This is a genomic window from Nocardia sp. NPDC003963 (genome assembly GCF_053605105.1).
In genome coordinates, this window is record NZ_JBSGIP010000027.1 from 1 (window position 1) to 20,676 (window position 20,676).

Genomic DNA, 20,676 nt, shown 5'->3' on the forward strand with positions numbered 1-20,676 from the left:
ACGTGCCGATAAGGGCTACGACTTCGACGTCCATCGCCGCTGGCTGCGTGCTCGCGGGATCGTTCCTCGTATCGCCCGTCGTGGGATCGAGGACCAGAATGGTATGTGCGGGAAGGGACGCTGCGGTGCTGGCCCACATCTCCCCGGCGCACAGTGAGAACATCAATTTCTTCGGCGCCATCGAGGTCCACATCGACGCCGAGCTCGCCCAGCTCGGCCCCACCGGCTACCGGCCGCTACGTTTGCGCGACACCCTGGTCTGATCGGCGCCCGGCCCGGGCACGTGCTGATCGTGAGCGGCACGTCGGCATGGCTCTGTGCAGCCGTTCCAGCGGTTTATATGGGCATGCCGGCCGATCGCGGGGCCGAGGGACCGGAGCACGGCGCGGTCAGGAGGAGTTCGGTCTGGGGATCTGGATGCCGGCGGAGCGGAGTTTTGTCTCGGTGAGCGCCGTCAGCCGGGCTGAGATCGGTGCCCGGTCCTGCCGGTGGTTGTTGATCAGCCTGTACTGGGTGGAGGCATTGGTCCAGATATGCAGGCCGGTGGGATTGCCCAGCAATGCGGGGTTGGCGAGGTAGTGTTCGGCTATGGCGGCTGCGAGTTCTTCGATTCTCGGGTCGTCGGGTCCCCAGGTCTCGGCTTCGGCAGCGCGTTTGGTCAGGTCGATGTAGGCGGGGTCGTCGAGCCGCTGTTCGAGCTGGGCCAGGAAACTGTCGAAGCCTTCCGGCACCAGTGCTCGGGTCAGTACCAGGGCCTCGCGCTGGGCTGCCACGTAGTCGGGACCGAAACCGACGGCGGACATGCGGTCCAGGATCGCGCAGGCCCGGTCGGGCAGCAGGGCTCGGTCGCTGTCGGCGAGCCGGTGCAGCGTGTCACGCCGGGCGATCAGTTCCACGATCTGATCAGTGAGCCGCCGTTCAGCGGCGGCAACAGCGGCGGCGAACTGCTCGGCGTCGGCGTCGAGCAAAGGCCCGATCTCGGCCAGCGGTAGACCGGCGGTGGCCAGTGTTCGGACCTGGACCAATTGCAACAACTCTGCCGATCCGTACCGCCGGTATCCGGAGCGGTCGCGTTCGGGCTCCTCGACCAATCCGAGCTTGTGGTAGTGCCGCACCGTCTTCACCGTGACGCCGACGAATGCTGCCGCCCGCCCGATCGTGACTCCGTTCCTCATCTGCTCAGCCTGCCTTGTGCTCGAGCTCAGCGACCGTGCCCACCGCGGCCGACGGGACTTCCACCGCGACGACCGTACAATATGTCGGCGCCGCACAGTCCAACCACCGCGCCACTAGAAGAGGTCCAGCGCAAGGGCGACGGTGAGTAGCGTCGCCATGATCGAGGTCACGCCGACGTGCATCCCGATCGACAGCCGGATGTCCTTGTTTCGCCAGGCGAACCAGAATCCCGGGAAGGTGAAGATCACCCGCGACACGAACGCCCACGGCGACCAGAAGTGGTACAGCGAGAACAGGACGGTGTTGACAACCGGCGCCCACCTGCCCAGGTGGGCGATGCGGGGTAGCAGGAATCCGCGGAAGTACAGCTCCTCGATGAGCGGTAGAAGGATTCCGGCCAGCGGCAGGCATATCGCCCTCGTGGTGAGCGTGATCGAGTGCGAGTATCCGTCGAGGTATGTGTTGTTGCCGCTACCGCCTGTGTCCGCGTACGGGACCCATGTGAAGAGGTTTTCGAAGAAAAAGTTGTTCACCGGCATCAGCGCGAACCCCAACACGATCATCCACGCGATGAGAGGGATGACCATCACCACAAGCTTCCCACGCGAGATCGGTTTGTCGGTGTAGTGCAGCACGCCGCGTAGCGAGAGGCGGCCGTTGTGTTTGCGGCCCAGCCACAGCAGCCCCAGCTGGACCGGTATCAGGACCAGGCACAAGGCGATCACCCAACCCATGTAGGCCGGATAGTCGATGGCCTTCGCGAACGGTTCGCCGACGAGCAGATAGGCGGCGACGATCAGGGCGCCGGGGACAAGATGTAGCACAACCGAGAGCGGTAGGGAGTGGCGATCGCCCAGCAGCCGCTCGGCTATGCCGTTCGGTCGCGTGTCTTCGCAGGCGCGCATGACAAGAATTCCTCATACGGTTCGTGAACGGGTAGCTGAAATAAGTCGGAATGTGCCCACAGCCGGGCAGAACTCGGCAGCCAGGACATCGACGAGATCCCGACCGGTTGCTGAAGTCACCGTTCGTGTTCGTGACGATGGTCTGCCGACTGTCCCAGGTGCCGATGCCCAAGGTCCGGGCGCTGAGCGGGTTCCGCGGGCAAGCGCCGGGGATGGTGCGGCCCCGGTTCGCGTTCTCGAGGTATGACCGGAAGGGGTCGAATCCGAGGCATACGGGCCACAGGCGTTCAGTCCGCCGACTGAGCCGAATCGGCCGACCCGCCGCAGAACACTTCGTTGACGAGCCTTTGCTGGGCGTTCTGGAACGCTGTTGCCCTGGACAAGTCGGCGTCGTCCACATAGTTCAGCGCTGCGGTCAGCGTCTTGCCGCCGTCAGGCGTGCTGTACATCAGCGCCGCGGAGCCCACGGTGCCGCCGTTGTGGGAGATGACGGTGCCTCCGCAGTCCGTGGTCACCACGAACACTCCCAGGCCGTAGTCCATGTTCTGGATGCCCGTCGGGTGCGGTGTGCGCATTTGGGCCAGCAGCTCGGCCGACAGGAGCTCGCCACTGTTCAGGGCGGCGATGAAGGTGTGCAGGTCTTGGGTGGTCGAGATCATGTCACCGCCGGTGCAGACCCAGGAGGGGTTGTAGCGGGTGATGTCGGTCGTCTTCTGCCGGCCGGCGTCCTCGTACTGGTAGTAGGCGTGGGCGTGCGGCTCGAGGATCTCCGGTGAGGTGTCGGGCACGACGGTGCCCGACAGTCCGAGCGGCCTCAGAATCCGCCGCTGCATCTCCTCGACGAGCGAGCGGCCGGTGACCTTCTCGATCAGCAACCGGGCCAGCACGTAGTTGGTGTTGGAATAGCTCCAGCCCGTGCCCGGCTCGAACCGCGCCGGCCTGGACAACGCCAACTCCACCAGATCCTGCGGCCGGTAGGTCTTGAACCGGTTGTCCACCCACTCTTTGCCTGTGGTGCCGAAGGGTATGGGGATCCCGTGCGCGACTGTCCCGTCGGCGTAGACCTCGCCGGTGAAGTTGAACACCCCGCTGGTGTGCTGCAACAGCATCCGCACCGTGATTCGCTCGTCCAGCCCGAACTCGGGCAGATAGCCCGCCACCGGGGTATCGAGCCCGATCCTGCCCTCGGCCACCAACTGCAGCACCACGGTCGCGGTGAAGGTTTTGGTGTTACTGCCGATCCGGATATGCCCGTCGACCGGCGGCTTTGCGGTCCCGCCCAGCTCGGCGACGCCGGCGCTGCCGACCCACTCGCCCTGCTCATCGTGTATGCGCAGCGTAATCCCGGTCGCACCGGAGTCGACGATCTCCTCGATCGCCTTCTGCAGCTCCGGGCGATCCGGCCCGGCGGCAGCCGCCGACACAGCCCCACTGTGCGCGGTGGCCACCCCGGTGGCATCGAGAGATGCCGTGTGCTCGTCTTGGCCGGAAATGTTGATGGACATGGCGGTTGACTCCTTCGGATAGGTTACGGCCAGGTCGGCGTTGCGCCGATGCGACGAGCCTCCACCCTGACTCAGGGTCAACCTCAACTGTGATACATCTCACGGCAGCATTCTGGCGAGCTCGGCACAGATTCGGGTGACAGTTGAATCTCGCGCGGGCCTGATGGTGTTCCGTAAGGCGATCGCTCAACGGAACAGTACAGCCCCAGAACTCAGGCCCTGGTCACGGTGTTCCGTAGAGGTGTTCCGCGAACTGTTCCGGTGATCCCCTGTCATATGGAACGATCGGACGGTGATCGAGCCCTGCCGCGTCGGATACGTGCGCTGCTCCACCGACGAACAAGACGTCGAGATCCAAACCGACCAGCTGATCGCCCTCGCAGTGCCACGCGAGTGGATCTTCATCGACAAAGGATTCTCCGGCGCCACCCGCCGCAACCGCAACCGCACTGGTCTCGACAACGCGCTCACCGCAGTCACCTCCGCTGCCGCAGCGGTCACGGACCGCCGGGTTGTGCTGACCACGACGAAGTTCGACCGGTTCGCGCGCAACATGGCCGAGGCCGGAGAGATCCTCACCAGCCTGCGCGAACAAGATGTCCTGTTCGGGCTCGGCAGCCAGACCTACGACTGGGCCGACCCGTTCGGCAAGCTATTCATGCAAACCCTCGCCATGGTCGCCGAATTCGAGGCCAACCTCAACCACCTGCGCACCCGCGAGGGCATGGCCAACGCCCGCGCAAAAGGCCGCCTCAAGGGCAAACAGCCGAAATTGCCTTTGGCAGCACGGGAAACGATCCACCGCCGCTACCGCGACCCCGACGACAACGCGAGCCTGGCCGACCTCGCCCAGGAATACAGTGTCGGCCGCTCCACCATCCACCGCATCATCAGCGGCACTGCACCCCGGGCATAGCAGCCACGGCACCCACCTACCCGGCACCCCGAACCCAGCCATCGCCGCTGGTCAAGACAACTTCGTTGTTTTTCGCGCGATTACTACCGAAACCCCGCAAAGGTGGTCCGGAGTGTCCGCGCCCACCTCGGGGCCGGGTTTCCGTGGATTGATCCGCAACAACCGCGGCTGGTCCCGGTTGGAGCCTTCGCTGAGGTGGGTGGGCGGTATGACGCCAGGATGGGCACCGTTCATGGTGATGCCGGTGCCCGCCAACCGGAGGGCCGGACCGTAGACGGACATCGCGTTCATGTTCTTGGTGCGCGCATACAAGAGGAACAGACGAAAACTCGACGGCATCCCGGGAGCCTGCATTTCCCCGCGCCGAGATCGTTCAGATCCACCGGCGTCCTGCGTAGCCCGTCCGGGTCGGCGCCGACCACCACGAACCCGGCGGACCTGCCGGCGGCGGCGAGTGATTCGCCCAAGGATCGCAGTAGTAGGTAGGGCGCAAGATGGTTGGTCGCGAGCATCCGCTGAACGCCCTCGGCGGTGCGATCATCCAAATCGGTGATTACCGCCGCATTGCTGATCACCGCATGCAATGGTGTGCCGCGCGGTTTGTCGGCGAGGGTAGGGAACATCTGCCACCAGCGAGAGGTCGGCCACGGCCGGGCGCCAGGTCGGCCTCCGGCACCGCGCCGCGGATCTGCTACCGCGCCGCGGCCATCCGTCCACTGTCGCGCCCGACCATGATCACCGTCATCCCCTCGGTCGCGGGCGCGCGGGCGATCGCTTCGCCGATACCGCCCGTCGCCCCGGTCGCGACCGCCGTTTCATTGTGTTCCATGTTCGCTCCCACCGAACCCGGCCTTCATTGACAATTGTCAACCTAGCCGGGTTTGGTTGACACCGTCCACCGCCCGCTACTATCGCTGCATGACCGCGAACACTCGCTCAGCGCTACTCGCTTCGGCGATGCGACTGCTCGACTGCGGTGGCGCCGAGGCGGTGACGCTGCGTGAGGTCGGGATCGGCGCGGGAGTATCGCACAATGCGCCCTACAAACATTTCGCCAGCAAGGAGGCGCTGCTCGCCGCCATCGCTGCGCGCGAGTTGACCGAACGGGTCGCCGAGCTCGCCGAGCTGTCCCGTACCCGATCGACTTCGGTCGATGCGCTGCGCGATGTTCTGCATTCCTACATCGCCTGGGCCGTGACACATCCGGCCCGCTTCCGGCTGGTATTCGGCGGCTGGAGTATCGATGCTCCCGAACTCGCCGAGGCCGCCGACGTTGCGCAGGCCGCGCTGACCGACCTCGTCGCCCGCGTTCAGGCCGCCGGGTACCTTCCGACCGGCGACCCCGTTCGCCTCGCCGCCCTGCTCCGCGCTCTCGCCCACGGTGCCGCGGACCTTGCCGCCGCAGGCCATCTCGCCGCCGACGGCAAAGGCAGCACGGATCCCACCGACTTGGTCAATGACATCTTGGCCTATCTCCGCCCACAGCCGCGACCGAATGAACGGGCAGGATAAACGGGCATTGCGTGTAACGGAGTTCACTCGTGCCTGCCTTGATGGCTCGCGAAGAATCTGCAACTAGTGTTCTGCGCCGAGTGCGGCGTCGAGGTCGTCGTATCTGTCGGCGCCGATCATATCGTTGTTGACGAAGAAGGTCGGGGTGCCCTGTACGCCCAGGCCGATGCCGTCGGTGAAGTCGGCCTGCACTCGGGCGAGGGTAGTTGGGTCGCTGTAGGTGGCGTCGTAGGCTGCCATGTCCAAGCCGAGGTCGGCTGCGGATTCGCGGAAGACGTTGTCGAGAGGGGCGCGTTGTTCGCCCCATCCGGCTTGCGTTTCGCACATGCTGGTACATCTGCTCGAGGCGCCCTTGTTGGGCGGGGGCCTCCACGGCCCGTGCGGCGTTGAAGTGCGAGGGGGTGGGGAAGTAGCGCACGACGAAGGTGACTCGATCGCCGTATTCTTCGCGAAGTTTCTCGACGGTGGGATAGGCCGCCCGGCAGGCTTCGCATTCGAAGTCGAGGAATTCGACGAAGGTCACTCGCCCATCGGGAGCGGTTGAGAGCCGGTGGCTGTCGGGTCGCACCACGGAGGCCGGGGCAGTTCCGGGGTCGCCTTGGGCGGCCCTGTCGTCGCTGCTGTGGGCTGCTGTGATCACCGCAGCGGTGATCAGCACGGCGAGGGCGGCGGTGAGGGCGGCCAAGGTCCGCAGTTTTCGCGAAGATCACGCTGGAGCGGTCATGGCGTCACGAAACCGGAAAAGTGGACAAATCGGATAACATGCCGCACACGGCACCGATCCCATGCCGATTGTCCAATTTCGGGTGAACGCAGATTCTTGTGTACGCAGGGTGGCTTTGTGCCGGCGGGACGAAGTGTGCGGCGGCTGGTGGACGGAATTTGGGACCGGCCAACCTTCGGAATCGTTATTGCCCTGATCGCAGGGCTGATAGCCCTTGTTGGCTGCAGCAGTCTGGCGTGCCCATGTGGACACAGGCATCTCGGCCCGGTCGTAGGCCATCCGCTTGTCGGAGAAAGTGGCACCGGGAGGGTCCGCCACCGGTTTGGTCGGGCTGCCTGGTCGCCGAACCGGGAGATGCTATCGGCGGAAAGCTGTTCGGCGCGCGGAGTGAAGGTGGGCGGCAGCGCACCCGGGGCCGGGTCGGATTCATTGCGGTGATCGCTGCGGCCTCGGCTTGGGTCAGTTTCACGGTGACCGTGCTATCTGAGGGTATTACTGATGCTGCTGCCGCCGACGCGCTCGTCAGCAGGAGGCGGCCGAGAGGGGCGGTGAGAACGGTCGGTGGGGCGAAGAGTTTCACAGTATTCCTGGCCGTGTCGAGGACGCGGGGCCCTATCTTCTATATCGCCTCGGTGCGGGCCCGCGCCCGGTCGAGCGCTGAGGAAGGGCCGAGGCGGGTTCAGAACGAGTGGAACGCAGCCACCGCGCGCCCACACTGCATCCAGGTCCGCGTGGGCCGGGAACCGGTTCGCCAGTTCGAGATCCACCAGCCCGTGCGCGATACCCCACAACGCCCGGGCCACGACCTGGTCGCCGTTCATCATCTGCAGCAGCGGTGCGGCCGCGGCGACTTCGACCCCCGGCGCGATCCGTTCCCGGGCCAGCGGCGTGCGGGCAGCGAACTCGTACAGCCTGGGGTGTTCCAGCGCCCACCGGCGATAGGGCGCCGCGAGAGCCGGTAGATCTTCGGCCGGTTCCAGCGCGGCGGCGAGGCGTTGCAGCGCCCGCTGCTGCAACGCCGTCTCGATATCGACCTTGCTCGACACATGCTTGTAAAGCGACGGCGCCCGGATGCCCAACTGCTCGGCCACCCGGCGCATGGTGACCCCGTTCGGACCATCCCGCTCGAGCAACCGCTCGGCCACATCGACGATCTCCTCGCGCTGGCTCATTCGCGGCCACCAGGCGTCCGGGCCGATACCGACACCCAACCGCGGCAGAGCGGGTAGGTGACGAGCAGGACGACCGACAGCCCGCCGTCCCAGGCAAGGATCGCTCCGGCGCCCTCGACTGCGCCGTTTCGGCTGTAGACGAGCGCGGTCACGGTAAGCGCCACCTTGTGGAGGATGACGAGTTCCCAGACACCTCGGTAATCGTTGGGCCGCAGTGTCAGAAGCACGAACAGACCGGCGAAGACCACGTAGCCGTACGCCCGCCAGGTCTCGACCACCTTCACCGCCGGCTCCGCAGCCGCCACCCCGCCCACTGAGCTCGCCGCTGCCGCTGCCGCACCGATTGCCGCCGGCCAGAGCAGCGTGCGCCCGAGACGACTTCGGGTACACCCGGTTATCCTATCCCGCTGCCGATGGGTCGGGCTCTCGGCGACAGTCGTCGACACGGCCATCCCTCCTTCGATTCGGCTAACGCCGTTAGCCCGATAACGGCTAACCGCGTTAGCCGAGTCGAGACCACCGACACGAATGGCCGCACGGGTCCTGATCGCGCCCGAATCTCAGAACACGATGCACCGCCCACGGCAGCGGCGGCCGCAAGGCCCGAAGGTGCCGTGGCGGCCGGCATCGGCGAGGCAGGACCAGTGCACTGTCCGGTGCCGGGACGAGGCGCTCGACCGGACATTGCACGCCCTCGTAGACCCCACATGCTAGGGCCGGTAGCGCCAGATTGTGCGTGGCGCTCTTCAGTTGGATGGTCGCGTATCATCGCACTTCGACTGGCAGTGCAAGTGGTCCGCGGTGCCGGAAGCCGTTGCGCCATACAATCCGACTCGGCTCATCGGTGACCCGCAGACCGGGCCAGCACGTGTATATCCGAGCCAGTACTGCCACAATGACCGGACGTACGAGTCCGGTCCCGACGCAAGCGTGGGCACCGTAACCGAAGCCCAGGTGGGGATTCGCAGTTCTTCCCACATCGAGAAGGTCTGGTTCGTCGAATACCGCAGGATCGTGGTTCGCCGACGCAAGGCTCAGCAGGACCGTCTGCCCGGCCCGGATCCGGCGACCGTTGATGTCGAGGTCCTCAACCGCGAACCGTGGACTGGCGGTCACTTGCGGTGACAGGAACCGAAGCAGTTCGTCGACTGCCTTTGCCCGGTCCGGCACGTCGAGGAACGCAGCGAGCTGAGCCGGCTCCTCGGAGAACGCCGCCACCGAACCGGCTATCGTGTCGGCCAGGATTTCGTACCAGACGAACAGCACATAGAACAGGAGTCCGACGATCTCGTCCCTGTTCAGCAGATCGGTCCGCACCAGCCGTGCGATCACCGAACCGTCGGAGTCTCGCCCGTCTGCTGCACCGTCGATGATGGATTGCATTGTCTCCAGCGTGTCCCGAGCTCGGACACCGACGTCGGGGCGGAACGCCGACTTCGCCCAACGTCGAAGTCTCTCGGCTGTTGCCGGTGACAGGCCGAGGAGATGTTCCAGAACGGCGGCTGGCAGCGGAACCGCTATCCGCTCGACGAAGTCGAACTCGGCAACCGCTCCGACCTGCTGCAGAAGTGGCGAGACCAGGGCATCGACCTGCTCTGCCCGGGCACTCACACGCCCGGGGTGCAGTTCGGCCGTTACCGACCGCCGTAGGCGCATGAGCTGCTCGGCGCTGCTGCGAGCGAACACATCCATGGGCGGCGGAACGGCGAAGCCTCTGTAGTCGTTGCCTTCGGCGTACTGCAGGTTCGTCACCAGGCGACTATCGAGCAGACCCGAGCGCACGTCGTCATACCGGGTGACCAGCCACGCTTCCGGGCCGTCCAATGTCGCCACCCGGTGCACACCGCCGTTGTTCTCACGCAACTCACTCAGCACAGGCCAGGGATTGCGCGCAAAGTCACCACCGAACACATTCAGCATCCTGTCATCGTCTCGGCTCCAGCCCGCAATCCCTCGGCACGAGACCATTTCGACGATGCCGCCCCGCTGGGCAAGGATCTGATCCCACCCCCAGGTGCACGGACGGATCGACTACCGGCCCGATGCACTGGTCATCCTCACAGACGACAACGGCAGGCTACACACAGCATCGCATCGGTGCCCGGTGGCGGGAGAACGGCCGTATCACCAGCCGGTGCTCAACGCCGCCGGCCCGGGTAGCGCACTGTCCGCGAGCTCGGGTTCGGTCATATCCGCGACCGGACCGGGCCGTGTCGTGCATGCCGAGGCCGAGGTATAGATGAGCCTGTCGACGAGTTCGGGCTGGCGGTTGGTTGTGTCGATGATCGTCATAGCGCCCAGGCCGGCGCCCACCAGGATCACCAGCCCGTGCTCTTGCAACCGGGTCACTGCCTCGGCGACCCGGTCCACGTCGTCGTTCAGGGCTCACTTCGGCCGGTGCCGAGGCCGTGACGGCGAGTGCCGCCAGGTCCTGCGATGCCTGATACGACGCCGGATAGTGCGCTTCGAGACCGTAACCGGGAAGACCGACAGCCTGGGAGCGCCGGCCTAGTATTGCCAGTTCATATTGCAGGGCGCCCGCATGAACGAGTTGGGTGCCCGAGCCGTGCACGAGAACGAATATCGTTCTCGTGGAGCTGGATACAGCGGAGACACAGACACAGTGAGTCCTTCACGCGGCAGTTCACTCCTCGTCGGCGATACATCTACCCGCAACTTTCGGCGGTTCGGAACAGTGTCCGACCCACGGACCAGATGAGTGCGCCGACTGTTCGGGGCGCACGCGCACGAAGAACAACAGCATGGGCCACGCGGTGCACACCCTGATGGGGTGGCGTCGACCTCACCCCGCACCGATCGTCCCGCCGGTAGCGCGAACGTTCGATCTACGGCCCCGATGTCGATCATTCTGCGGCAGAGAGATACTGGAGATCGTGTCAGATTCGCCGACCCGGCCGGGCGAACGCGTCGCATCAACGGCTGCGGTTTATCCCACGGCGACATGATGTACCCCGTGTGGCAGGGAAATGCGTTGTACCGGTGTCAGTCCGGGTGATTCGTCCGGCCCGACGCGGAACACCTGGAGCCCTGGGCCGGGCCCGTTGGCATCATGTCCCTGAAAAACTGTGGCCAGGAAGTATTCGCCCGAGGTGTCGAAGGTCCCTCCCTCGGGCAACGCACCGTCGAGGGGGTAGTCGCCGATCTTCGTCAAGGAACCGTTGTCGGGGTCCAGTTGCAGCAGGCTCACCGAGGCTGTCTCGTCGTGGCCGGCGCTCCAGGGTGGAAGGGCGGTACCGCGCATGTTGACCGTGGCTATGTGACGGCCGTCGGGCGAGATGGCCAAACCCTCGGCGGATTTATCCGATTCGACCGAGCCGATGTGGCGATGTTCGGCCGTGGTGCCGAGTTCGCCGAGCCGGATAACGCCGACCTTCGACCGGGTCGACGGCATGCGTTCGGCGAGTGTGGTGGAGTTCAGGTCCCGGCCCCAATCCGATGTCACATAATATCCGCCGTCGGGAGTGAACCGGCCGACGAAGGGATCGGCGCCGGTCCGCACCGGCACACCCCACGGGCGCACGGCCACCGCACCCGACGACGAGATATCGACGCTGAAGAACGCCACCCGGTTCTGAGTGGTGATGTTCACCGCCAGAGCACGGCCGCTCGGATGCCACTGCACATTGGTAGCGAGTACGCCGCCACGCGGTCCGTTCTTATCACCGGTGACGCCGAGGGTTGCGAGGTCGTACCGCACCGGTTCGCCGAACCTCGAGCCATCCCATGGCACCAGTTGCAGCAGGCCGGCTTCCGGTGTGTTGGAGACCACCGCGATATATGTTCCTTCTGGATGCACCGCAAGAGCTTCGGGCGCGGGGGCGACGGTGACGGTGTCGACCGTCGTGGGCGCGCCGGCGTCCGGGAGAGCGAGGGCGAAAAGGCGATTCCCTGGCAGCAACTGCTCGGCTCGGGTGTCGCCGTGGCGGCGTTGCCCCAGCCGTTCGGCGACAAAGGCGGTGCCGGCCTCCGGTGTGAGGGCCAGCACCTCAGGCGCCGCAGTCACCGAGTTGGAAACTTCCACATGCTCCACCTCGACCTCCCCGTTACTCATGCGGATCATGCTGAGAAAATCGCGGTAGCCCGAGTCAGCGGATGCGAGGTTCCCATCGGCATAGGTGCTGGCCAGATAGTCGCCGTCGGAGATCGTGACGATTCGGTCGATCATTACGCCACCGCTCTCCCGGTCCTGCGCACCGCACGCGGTAAGCAATGCCACCGCCAGACATGCCGAGATGATCCTGATTCCGCTCATACAGAAATTTTCAGCTGTGTTGTGATCGATGATCAATCGCCATTTCGACAGCTGTGATAAGGAAGTACGATCACAGCGTGGATCTGCGGTCGATCGAATGCTTTCTCCGGGTAGCCGAAACCCTGCATTTCGGCCGCGCAGCCGAAGAACTGCATCTCAGCCAACCCGCACTGAGCCAACGCATTCGAACCCTCGAACGAGACGTCGGCGCTCCCCTGCTCGATCGCAACCGCCGAAGCGTCAGGCTCACCGCTGCCGGTCGAGCATTTCTCGCGCCTGCCCGAGCCACCCTCGCTCGTGGACAACACGCCGTCGAATCGGCGCAACGAGCCGCGAGAGGTCAGCACGGCCGACTCCGTCTCGGGTTCACCGTGATCGCCTCGTACACATCACTGCCGCAGGCAGTGCAGGCATACCGCAGCAGCTACCCCGAAGTCGCGATGGACCTGGCCGAAATCAACTCTCCCGCAGTGGAAGAAGCGCTCGACCGCGGCGATATCGACCTGGGCGTATTGCATCCGCCGCTGGAACGCCCTCATATGTGCACCATGCCCTTGCCCGCCGAACAGCTGGTTCTAGCAATACCGGCCGGTCACCGGCTCGCCGGATGCCCGAGCATTACCTTCGCCGACCTGGCCGACGAGCCGATGCTCACCGCGCCCCGCAGTGTGGGACCGGTACTGTTCGACAAACTCATATCCCGCTTCCACGACGCCGGCATCGAACCACGCATTGTGCAGGAGGCCACCCCCGTGACAACTCTGGCCGGACTGGTGGCCGCGGGCGCCGGAGTCGGCTTCGTCACCCGCGGTGTCGCTCGATCGACCCGGCCCGGAGTTCTGTTCCGCGACGTCGCCCGCGCCCCTGCCGTACCGATGGCAGCGGCTTGGGTTCCTACCGAACCCGAGCCCACCAGCCACCGATTCCTCGAGATCCTCCGCGGCCACCTCCAGCCCGACGATGTCCGGTCGACCACATGATCAGGCGACCACGCGATGTCACGCCGTATATCGATTCGGTGACCGTGCGGACGAGAGTGGGCCCTGGTGCCACTTCCTGTCGCTAGCACGTCATCCCCGAACCGGCCCAATCTCCTGCGGTGCAGGAGTCGCGGTGGGTACGGTGTTCCGACATTTCCCCACGAAAGCCGCGCTTATCGAGGCGGTGTTCATCGCACGACTCCAACAGCTCACCGCCATGGCGGTGCAACTCTCTCGAGCCGAAGACGCCGGTAAGGCTTTCGTTACGTTCTTCACCGAGTGTGCGGAGCTGGCATCGGCGAAGTTTGCGGTTCGCGGACGCCCTCACGCAGGATGGCGTCGATGTGCGTGCGGCCGCCAGCGATCAGTACACCCGGGTGCGGGCAGAACTCCTCGCTGTCGTCGAGCTGCTGTTGGTTCGGGCCCAGGCGTCCGGGTGCATTCGGACAGATATGACTATCGATGAGATAGATGCGCTGCTGATCGGGGCCGCACGCGCCTCCGAATACGCTGCCGACCGTCCGGATGTCGGTCATCGAACCTTGCAGATAATGCTGCGCGGTCTCGAAAGGGAGACCGACAAGAGGTGATCGTGAACAGCGCTGACCGTCCGACACCATCTCCCGATTTCGGTATCTGCTGGTGCGGCCGGAGTCAGCATCTGCTCGGGGAACACCTCCGCGCGCATTCTTCAGTGTGCGGTTACCCGAGATCGAGGCCGCAGGAGCCGGCGACCCATCTTCTGGGGGAATTTGGTGACCGAACCGTGGCCCGCCGGTGAGCAATTCGACTCGAATTGCGAATCCGGCGACCCGACCGCGACTCGGCGACGGATCCGGTCTCGGAGGTGTGGACCGTGGGTGCCTTGTCCAGGTGTCCGGGATGTCCGCGGAATTGGTGCTGAACTGCACCGGTCTGTGGAGCGCATTCCACACCGACCGTATCCTGGAACGCATACACGGCCAAGGTTATCCGGTGCCTGACACCGATGCGAGCGGCAGTCGGTGTTCATCCACACCCACATCGGCATCGGCATCGACGGCCATTACGCCTCCCCGCCTGCCCGATCTCGGCGGAACTCACCGCCCGTTGCACGACCCCGATAGTTCGGACCGACTTGCCCCTGAGTATTGGATACCGGCAACCGGGCGAAGTGGGTGGCGTCGGATAGGCGCACGACACGGACCTCCGGCGCACGAACCAGATGCTCTGCCAGTCGTTCGGTATCCTCGGCCGACTCCAGAATCGTGCTCACTGAGAACGATTGGTACGGCGTCGGTGATGGTGGCGGCGTGCCACGGTTGACCGCCGATAGGCGGATAGAAGCTGTCCTGGAGTCCCCTGTGGGGGCCCGGACACTCGGTGGCGTGCGGCCGTTGCTGGGCGGTCCGACTCGAGCGCGGCCATGATGTAGGCATCGGCGATGAAGGGATCCCGCCAGATCGTTTGTCCGGCGCCGGTACGGCGTAGTTCCAGGGTCACCGTGCTCGAGGCGGCCGCCCAACCACTACCTGCACTCGTGCTGGACAATATACCCCCGCAGGGACTTCACGAACCAAGGTCGCCGAGTGAGACCGGGAGCCGCACCAGACGTGCGCTCTCCTCCCAAAGGCGGTCGCAGCGCGTGGTGTCGGTCGTGTGGTCGGCTGTGGGAACCGATCTGCGTTCGACGAAGAACTCGCCACTGATACCGGACACCTCGGGCGCGGTGGCCAGCCAGACCGGGGTATCCGCACCCACCTCGGGGCCGGGTCGGCGCGGGTTCCGCCGCAGGAGCCATGTGTAGAACCGCAGCAGACCACGGTTCGAGTCGGCACCGAGCCGGGTGGTGGGGATGACGCCGGGATGGGCGCCGTTCACCGTGATACCGGTGCCCGCTAGCCGGCGGGACAGGCTGTGCACGAACATCGCGTTCATATTCTTGGTGCGCGCATACGAGAGGAATGGACGGACACTGGGCGGCAATCCGGGCACTCGCAGCTTTGCTGCACCGAGATCGTCCAGGTCCACCGGCGCCCTGCGTAGGGCGACCGGGTCGCCGCCGACCACTACGAAGCGAGCGGATCGTCCGGCGGCGGCGAGGGATTCGCCTAGCGAGCGCAGCAGCAGGTAGGGCGCCAGATGATTCGTCGCGAGCATGCGCTGGATGCCCTCGGGTGTATGGTCGCCGATATCGGTGATCACGGCCGCATTGCTGACCACGATGTCCAGTGGTGTACCGCGCAGTTCGTCGGCGAGTGCGCGGACATCTGCAACCAGCGAGAGGTCGGCGAGCGTCGGGCGCAGCGCGGCACCGGGTATAGCGGCGCGGATCCGCTCCTGCGCACCAGTCATCCGGCCAGCGTCCCGACCGACCATGATCACCGTCGATCCCGCGGCGGCGAGTGCTCGGGTGATCGCTTCGCCGATACCGCCCGTTGCCCCGGTAACGACCGCTGTTCCGATGTGTTCCATATCCGCTCCCAGCACGTTAGGTTGACACCGTCAACCTAACCGCCCCGGTTGACGGTGTCAACCAGGTGCTGGGCTTACGGGGCGTCTTACGTGGGTGTAACTCGTTGTCCGGCATGATGTGACCCGTGGTCGACAGGCTTGTTCAGCGACTGGTTCCGGATGCGTTGTGGGACATCGTGAAACCGCTGCTTCCGGGGTTCAGTCCCAGACCGCAGGGCGGCGGGACTTCGCCGGTGGACGAACGCGCCGTGTTCACAGCGGTCGTATTCGTGTTGACCAGCGGCTGCGCATGGCGGCACCTGCCACCATCTTTCGGGGTGAGCCTCCCGACCGCGCATCGACGGTTCATGGTGTGGGCCGATGACGGGGTGTTCGACGCACTGCACCGCGAGATACTCGACCGGCTCGGGGCCGTCGGCGACCTCGACTGGAGTGCGGCAATCCTGGACGCAGCGTCCATACGGGCGAAAGAGGGGGATCGCTGACCGGCCGCAGTCCTGTCGATCGCGGAAAGAAGGGATCGAAACCTCACATCATCTCCGATGCGAACGGAATCCCGCTGGTCACCGGCGTCACGGCCGCCAACGCTCACGACTCGGTGATGCTACAACCCACGGTCGAACGGATTCCGCGGATCCGCTCGAGGCGAGGCCCACGCCGCGGGAAACCTGCGAAACTGCGCGCCGACAAAGGCTACAACTACGACATCCATCGCCGCTGGCTGCGTGCCCGCAGGATCGTACCCGCGGATCGCTCGACGCGGGATCGAGGATCCCACGAAGCTGGGCCGTCATCGGTGGAAGAGCGAGCGCACGATCGCATGGCCGGCGGGCGCTACTCGGGTCGCGGGGGAATACCGTCGTACTTCCTCTTCGAGGCGTGTGACGAGGGCTTCCAGATCTGCCAGGGCAGCATGGGCCTTCTCCGGATCGAATTCCATGACTCCTTCGTTCAGAGGGTGAGCGCTTTATCCGGCGGAGCGGCGTCCGATGGTTCCGAAATATGTTCGGCGGAGCCGACCACGGGCAGCGATACCCTGGCGATACTTCCTACGACCTCGTCGCCGTGATGACTACTTATCAGCAGACCTCGCAGCCCGTCGGCCGTCTCCTCCCCAGCGGCGCGACCGGCCATACCCGCGGCTCCGGACATCGGCACGAAGCCGGGGCCGGTCATTGGAGAACTGGCTGCGGTGCGCACGGCTGCCGAGGAGGTTCGACCGGCGCTGTCTCCCACGTTCGGATTCGCTCCAGCCGAGCCCAACGCTCCTACTGCGGGGACACCCCCGAACGTCCCCATGTGTCGCGGAGCGGCCGCTATCGCACCAGCCCCGAGCGGTGCGCCGCTGGCGATGGATCCGACCGGTGCAGACCGCGTGACTTCCTCCCTGTCTACGGCGTCTTCGTCTTCCTCTTCGCGCGAATGCAGGGTCTCGCTGATAGCCTGTGCGGCACTCGCAGCCGTTCCGGTGAGCGGGGCTACCATTCCCAGTACTTGTGCGATCAACTGCGTGCAGTCGGTCCCCGAGGCCGCGTTGGTGACCGGCACTTTCTGTCCGGTCTGTGTCATGGCTGCGCTGTGCACCGCCAGTTCGCCACGCGTTTCCGCGACCACGGCGGTTGCTTCCGCGAGCGCTTCGGCCGACAACGCAAGGACGAACGTCTGGCCCGCGGGTGTGACGAGGAGTGGTGCGGCGGCGGTCAGCGACGTCAAATACCGTCCGATGATGATCGACATGGCCGTCCCGCCCCGGAATACACTCTCGGAAGCCGAGGTGACCTGCGCCGAAGTCTCGGCGCTCTGGGCGGATATCGCCGCTCCGTCGGTCGCGGCCTGGGCGTTCTTGTCCGCTGCAGCCGTCGCTCCTATGCCCTGCCAGAGCGCCAGCGCCGCTTGCAGAGAGGATGATCCGAGGGTGAGTGCGGTCTGCACCACTGATGATGCCTGGTTGAAGACCTGAGCCGGATCGACCTCTGGTTGGGTGGCGGGTAGCTGTCCGGTACCGAATGTGGCGGCAAGATCCGTAAGCGGCTTGGCCAGGAGGGAAAGGTCGAGAGCCGGCAGTGGCGGCAACTCCGGCGCCGACGGCAACATCGACAGATCGGGCAGTCCGGGAAGGCCCATCTGCATCAGAACATCCTCCACCGGGCGGTCCAGGGCCGGTCCGATCGCGCTGCGCTGGAGGAGATCCAGCACAGACTGATCCGGCTGCGCGTTCATCGGTCGACCGATGCGAAGGCCCGTACGCCGATCTCCTCGTTGAGGACGTGCGCCGCGGTGGCATCCTCTGCCGCCATACCCATCGTGCCGTACACATGAGCAAGTTCGGCGACCGACAGCAGATTGTTGGCCTGCGTGTATGCGAGCGCCATCAGGAAGTCCTGCCCGATGAGCCCGAACACCGGAATGGTGGCCGCCATGACAGCTGCCTGATCGGTCGCGGCCACGGCTACAACATCATTGGCGGCCTGAGCGCACGATGCGCCGAAACCATGGATGACGTCGTAATCGGCAACGATCTTGTCCATCGAAACTCTCCTCGTCTGCGACAGGGTGCTTCCCCGCTGACGAATGCCGACATTCTCGATTGCTCGCAGGGGTTGTGAAGCAACAACTTCCGACACTAGGCAAGACAACCATCTGGGATCACCAGCGTACGCAGGTGCTTCAGGAAAGTCTCAGTATGGAGGGGGATGGCCGGTTGTCGTATGACTGCTAGCGAACAGCTGCGTGGCGATTGCGCTAATGTGAAGGAATACTGAAAATGCCTGAATTGCAAGGATCGGTGGGGCTGTGGGGTGTTAAAAGACCGTTCGTCGAGAATGCGGTATCACATCCGAACACGCCGTCAGAAGTTATGTGAACGGCCGCTGCACACAAATATGTTGAGCCACCGAGGCGCGCGCGATCGGTAGTCTGGTATCCAGATATTCGTTCTCTCTACGCCTATACAAGAATTCGGGGAGCGCCTGCAATGACCGGCAACCGCCAAGCTCAACGCGCATTCGACGCCGGGGTTCTGTCGCTCGGATTGTCCATCGAGGGTCAGGAGTCCGCCCGCGACCTCGAGTACGCCAAGCTGGCGTTCCAGCGCGCCACCGAATGGGATCCCGGTATGTGCGACGCCTGGCTGGGCCGGGCGGCCGCCGGCGAATTGACCAAGGATGTGCTGTTCAACCTGCAGAAGACCTGTGACAGCACGCTGTATCGGGAACAACACCGGGTGGGTCTGCGGCCGCGGGAACTGGCGGGCCGCTTCCAGCCCGGCCTCTACATCGACTACCCGCTGTCGAGCCGCACCGAGATATCCCTCGCCTGGGCCGCGCAGCTCATGGCGGACAATGACTTCGACGAAGCGGAGCGCACCCTGGACCAGCTGGACGAATACCGCAGGGGCGAGCTGGGCGAAACCGAACGCGACGCCGACAACCGGATCGCCGCGTATGTGCGCGCGGTGTTGCACTACACCGCCCAGCGCTGGCCCGATGTCATGTCCGTCCTCGCCGGTTCGGCGGAATGGGACGATCCCTACCTCGTCGCCGGCGCGCATGTGATGGTCGGAACGGCCTGTGCCCAACTGGGTTTGTTCGCCGAATCGATCCGCCGGATGCAGGCCGCCGAACAGGGTCCGATCCCTGCCGCCCGGTCCACCGCCATGTTCTGCCGCGGCCTGTGCCTGCGCGAAACCGGTAACGAGGACGAGGCACAGGCCCTGTTCGAGAAGGTGTACTCCCAGGCACCGGATTTCGAGGCGAATGCTTCGGCCATGCGCGATCGCACCTTCCGGATAACCGTCACCAGCCGCGATGTGATCGCCGCCCGCACAGATAAATGGGACCCGGCCTCTTCACCCACGATGGAGCAGATGAACCGGGCCGAAGTGCAGGACCGGGCCAAGGAAACGCTGGCCGAAGCACGCGCGGAGCTGGATTCGCAGATCGGCCTGGTGTCGGTGAAAACCCAGGTCGCCAAACTGCAGTCGACCGCGCAACTCGCCAGGATCCGTGCCGAGAAGGGGATGGCCAGTGTGCCCCGCGGCCAGCACCTCGCCTTCACCGGGCCACCCGGTACCGGTAAGACCACCATCGCCCGGGTGGTGGCCAAGATCTACTGCGGTCTCGGTCTGCTGCAGACCGAGAAAATGGTCGAGGCGAAACGTGCGGATTTCGTCGGCGAGCATCTGGGCAGCACGGCAATCAAGACCGATAAGCTGATCGACGGCGCGATGGACGGTGTGCTGTTCATCGACGAGGCCTACACCCTCATCCAGACAGGTCTCTCCGGTGGTGACGCGTTCGGCCGCGAAGCGGTGGATACGCTGCTCGCGCGGATGGAGAACGACCGGGATCGCCTGGTGGTCATCATCGCCGGCTACGACGGCGAGATCGACCGGCTCCTCGCCGCCAACGACGGCTTGGCCTCTCGATTCGCCAAACGCCTGCAGTTCCCGTCCTACAGCGCAACCGAACTCGGCCGGATCGGTGAGGTGATCGCGATGAAACGCGATTCCGATCTGTCCGAGGAGGCACTGAAGGTGCTGATCGGGGCATGCGACCGGTTGTACGCGATGGAGAGTACCGATCAGAGCGGACAGCCGCGCCGGGGCGTGGACCTCGCCGGTAACGGCCGGTTCATCCGCAATGTCATCGAGGCGGCCGAGGAGGAACGCGAGTTCCGGCTGGCCAACGACGAGAACCTGGACCTCACCGATATCGACGAGGCGGTGCTGCGTCGCATCGAGGAACCCGATATGCGGCTCGCGCTGGCCACGATCCTGGACTCGCTGGGGATCGGCGGATCCGTTCCCGCTTGATGTGCCGGTATCGATGAGCACCCTTGTGGCGGATTTCGTACCGTCGCTGTACTCCGACCGGGAAGGCCGAATCGGTTGAGGGTTTCGGCGACGAATCAGCAGACCCTGATATCTCTTGCACACGAATTGCAGCACCGTCCGAGAATCGGACCGGCCATCACCGATGAAATTCCGGTGTAGCCGATGAGCGTGCTATCGAGAAGGACAAGAACCGTGAATGATACGACGAGTACACTACCGCCCGAC

Annotated in this window: 20 protein-coding genes and 5 pseudogenes; 10 read left to right on the forward strand and 15 right to left on the reverse strand. The window is 65.0% G+C overall.

The genetic code is table 11. The features are described 5' to 3' along the window. Positions 1 to 91: pseudogene (locus tag ACWEWT_RS27920) on the forward strand (IS5/IS1182 family transposase); the annotation flags it as partial. 34 nt (positions 92 to 125) lie between these two features. Beyond that, complete coding sequence (locus ACWEWT_RS27925) at positions 126 to 263, forward strand: hypothetical protein (RefSeq protein ID WP_452563427.1); 138 nt, start codon at positions 126 to 128, stop codon at positions 261 to 263. Positions 264 to 389: 126 nt separating this feature from the next. Here ACWEWT_RS27925 and ACWEWT_RS27930 read toward each other — a convergent pair whose 3' ends face one another. The 3 genes from ACWEWT_RS27930 to ACWEWT_RS27940 form a co-directional block, all read right to left on the reverse strand. Next, positions 390 to 1,175, reverse strand: a complete 786-nt coding sequence (locus tag ACWEWT_RS27930) for a MerR family transcriptional regulator (RefSeq protein ID WP_452563341.1) — start codon at positions 1,173 to 1,175, stop codon at positions 390 to 392. 114 nt (positions 1,176 to 1,289) lie between these two features. Next, the gene (locus ACWEWT_RS27935) at positions 1,290 to 2,081 is read right to left on the reverse strand and encodes a CPBP family intramembrane glutamic endopeptidase (RefSeq protein ID WP_452563343.1); all 792 of its coding nucleotides are present in this window, start codon (positions 2,079 to 2,081) and stop codon (positions 1,290 to 1,292) included. Positions 2,082 to 2,368: 287 nt separating this feature from the next. Continuing rightward, on the reverse strand, positions 2,369 to 3,586 hold the full coding sequence (locus tag ACWEWT_RS27940) for a serine hydrolase domain-containing protein (protein ID WP_452563344.1): 1,218 nt from the start codon (positions 3,584 to 3,586) through the stop codon (positions 2,369 to 2,371). A gap of 292 nt (positions 3,587 to 3,878) precedes the next feature. On the opposite strand from ACWEWT_RS27940, the gene ACWEWT_RS27945 reads away from it, so the two are divergent. Further along, on the forward strand, positions 3,879 to 4,502 hold the full coding sequence (locus tag ACWEWT_RS27945) for a recombinase family protein (protein WP_452563345.1): 624 nt from the start codon (positions 3,879 to 3,881) through the stop codon (positions 4,500 to 4,502). Between the two features lie 287 nt (positions 4,503 to 4,789). Here ACWEWT_RS27945 and ACWEWT_RS27950 read toward each other — a convergent pair whose 3' ends face one another. Then, entirely contained in the window at positions 4,790 to 5,125 is a 336-nt protein-coding gene (locus tag ACWEWT_RS27950; protein ID WP_452563347.1) for a hypothetical protein, read from the reverse strand. A 68-nt stretch (positions 5,126 to 5,193) separates the two neighbouring features. After that, positions 5,194 to 5,331 (reverse strand): SDR family NAD(P)-dependent oxidoreductase, encoded by a 138-nt coding sequence (locus tag ACWEWT_RS27955; RefSeq protein WP_452563349.1) that lies wholly within the window; start codon positions 5,329 to 5,331, stop codon positions 5,194 to 5,196. An 89-nt stretch (positions 5,332 to 5,420) separates the two neighbouring features. Between ACWEWT_RS27955 and ACWEWT_RS27960 the strand changes: the two genes are divergently transcribed. Beyond that, a complete protein-coding gene (locus ACWEWT_RS27960; protein ID WP_452563350.1) occupies positions 5,421 to 6,014 on the forward strand; it encodes a TetR/AcrR family transcriptional regulator in 594 nt (197 codons plus the stop codon). A 63-nt stretch (positions 6,015 to 6,077) separates the two neighbouring features. Here the strand turns inward: ACWEWT_RS27960 and ACWEWT_RS27965 are convergent. The 6 genes and pseudogenes from ACWEWT_RS27965 to ACWEWT_RS27990 all read right to left on the reverse strand — a co-directional run bounded on the left by ACWEWT_RS27965 (position 6,078) and on the right by ACWEWT_RS27990 (position 12,183). Beyond that, a pseudogene (locus tag ACWEWT_RS27965) lies at positions 6,078 to 6,708 on the reverse strand (DsbA family protein). A 509-nt stretch (positions 6,709 to 7,217) separates the two neighbouring features. Beyond that, the gene (locus ACWEWT_RS27970) at positions 7,218 to 7,910 is read right to left on the reverse strand and encodes a TetR/AcrR family transcriptional regulator (protein ID WP_452563351.1); all 693 of its coding nucleotides are present in this window, start codon (positions 7,908 to 7,910) and stop codon (positions 7,218 to 7,220) included. Then, positions 7,907 to 8,194 carry a hypothetical protein gene (locus tag ACWEWT_RS27975; protein WP_452563353.1) on the reverse strand — a complete coding sequence of 96 codons (288 nt, stop codon included), beginning with the start codon at positions 8,192 to 8,194 and terminating at the stop codon, positions 7,907 to 7,909. The genes ACWEWT_RS27970 and ACWEWT_RS27975 overlap by 4 nt, the downstream gene beginning before the upstream one ends. A gap of 481 nt (positions 8,195 to 8,675) precedes the next feature. After that, positions 8,676 to 9,830, reverse strand: a complete 1,155-nt coding sequence (locus ACWEWT_RS27980; RefSeq protein ID WP_452563355.1) for a cytochrome P450 — start codon at positions 9,828 to 9,830, stop codon at positions 8,676 to 8,678. Between the two features lie 204 nt (positions 9,831 to 10,034). Continuing rightward, positions 10,035 to 10,259, reverse strand: coding sequence for a hypothetical protein (locus tag ACWEWT_RS27985; RefSeq protein WP_452563357.1), 225 nt, complete (start codon positions 10,257 to 10,259; stop codon positions 10,035 to 10,037). A gap of 598 nt (positions 10,260 to 10,857) precedes the next feature. Further along, positions 10,858 to 12,183, reverse strand: a complete 1,326-nt coding sequence (locus ACWEWT_RS27990) for a lactonase family protein (RefSeq protein ID WP_452563359.1) — start codon at positions 12,181 to 12,183, stop codon at positions 10,858 to 10,860. A 77-nt stretch (positions 12,184 to 12,260) separates the two neighbouring features. On the opposite strand from ACWEWT_RS27990, the pseudogene ACWEWT_RS27995 reads away from it, so the two are divergent. The 4 genes and pseudogenes from ACWEWT_RS27995 to ACWEWT_RS28010 all read left to right on the forward strand — a co-directional run. Next, positions 12,261 to 12,386: pseudogene (locus tag ACWEWT_RS27995) on the forward strand (LysR family transcriptional regulator); the annotation flags it as partial. A gap of 168 nt (positions 12,387 to 12,554) precedes the next feature. Next, positions 12,555 to 13,163, forward strand: coding sequence for a LysR family substrate-binding domain-containing protein (locus ACWEWT_RS28000; protein ID WP_452563423.1), 609 nt, complete (start codon positions 12,555 to 12,557; stop codon positions 13,161 to 13,163). Continuing rightward, a pseudogene (locus ACWEWT_RS28005) lies at positions 13,144 to 13,344 on the forward strand (hypothetical protein); the annotation flags it as partial. The gene ACWEWT_RS28000 and the pseudogene ACWEWT_RS28005, both read left to right, overlap by 20 nt. Positions 13,345 to 13,507: 163 nt before the next feature. Further along, positions 13,508 to 13,753: an SbtR family transcriptional regulator gene (locus ACWEWT_RS28010; protein ID WP_452563360.1), complete on the forward strand. Its 246-nt coding sequence runs from the start codon at positions 13,508 to 13,510 to the stop codon at positions 13,751 to 13,753. 958 nt (positions 13,754 to 14,711) lie between these two features. Here ACWEWT_RS28010 and ACWEWT_RS28015 read toward each other — a convergent pair. Further along, entirely contained in the window at positions 14,712 to 15,617 is a 906-nt protein-coding gene (locus tag ACWEWT_RS28015) for an SDR family NAD(P)-dependent oxidoreductase (RefSeq protein WP_452563361.1), read from the reverse strand. A gap of 125 nt (positions 15,618 to 15,742) precedes the next feature. Here ACWEWT_RS28015 and ACWEWT_RS28020 point away from each other — a divergent pair. After that, positions 15,743 to 16,435: pseudogene (locus tag ACWEWT_RS28020) on the forward strand (IS5 family transposase); the annotation flags it as partial. On the opposite strand, the gene ACWEWT_RS28025 reads toward ACWEWT_RS28020, so the two are convergent. The 3 genes from ACWEWT_RS28025 to ACWEWT_RS28035 are packed head-to-tail and all read right to left on the reverse strand — an operon-like array spanning position 16,408 to position 18,145. Next, on the reverse strand, positions 16,408 to 16,557 hold the full coding sequence (locus tag ACWEWT_RS28025) for a hypothetical protein (RefSeq protein WP_452563429.1): 150 nt from the start codon (positions 16,555 to 16,557) through the stop codon (positions 16,408 to 16,410). The pseudogene ACWEWT_RS28020 and the gene ACWEWT_RS28025 overlap by 28 nt on opposite strands. An 11-nt stretch (positions 16,558 to 16,568) precedes the next feature. Then, the gene (locus tag ACWEWT_RS28030; protein WP_452563363.1) at positions 16,569 to 17,837 is read right to left on the reverse strand and encodes a hypothetical protein; all 1,269 of its coding nucleotides are present in this window, start codon (positions 17,835 to 17,837) and stop codon (positions 16,569 to 16,571) included. Continuing rightward, complete coding sequence (locus ACWEWT_RS28035; protein ID WP_452563365.1) at positions 17,834 to 18,145, reverse strand: hypothetical protein; 312 nt, start codon at positions 18,143 to 18,145, stop codon at positions 17,834 to 17,836. The genes ACWEWT_RS28030 and ACWEWT_RS28035 overlap by 4 nt, the downstream gene beginning before the upstream one ends. A gap of 446 nt (positions 18,146 to 18,591) precedes the next feature. Between ACWEWT_RS28035 and eccA the strand changes: the two genes are divergently transcribed. Continuing rightward, a complete protein-coding gene (eccA, locus tag ACWEWT_RS28040; RefSeq protein ID WP_452563367.1) occupies positions 18,592 to 20,430 on the forward strand; it encodes a type VII secretion AAA-ATPase EccA in 1,839 nt (612 codons plus the stop codon). Positions 20,431 to 20,676 lie beyond the last annotated feature (246 nt).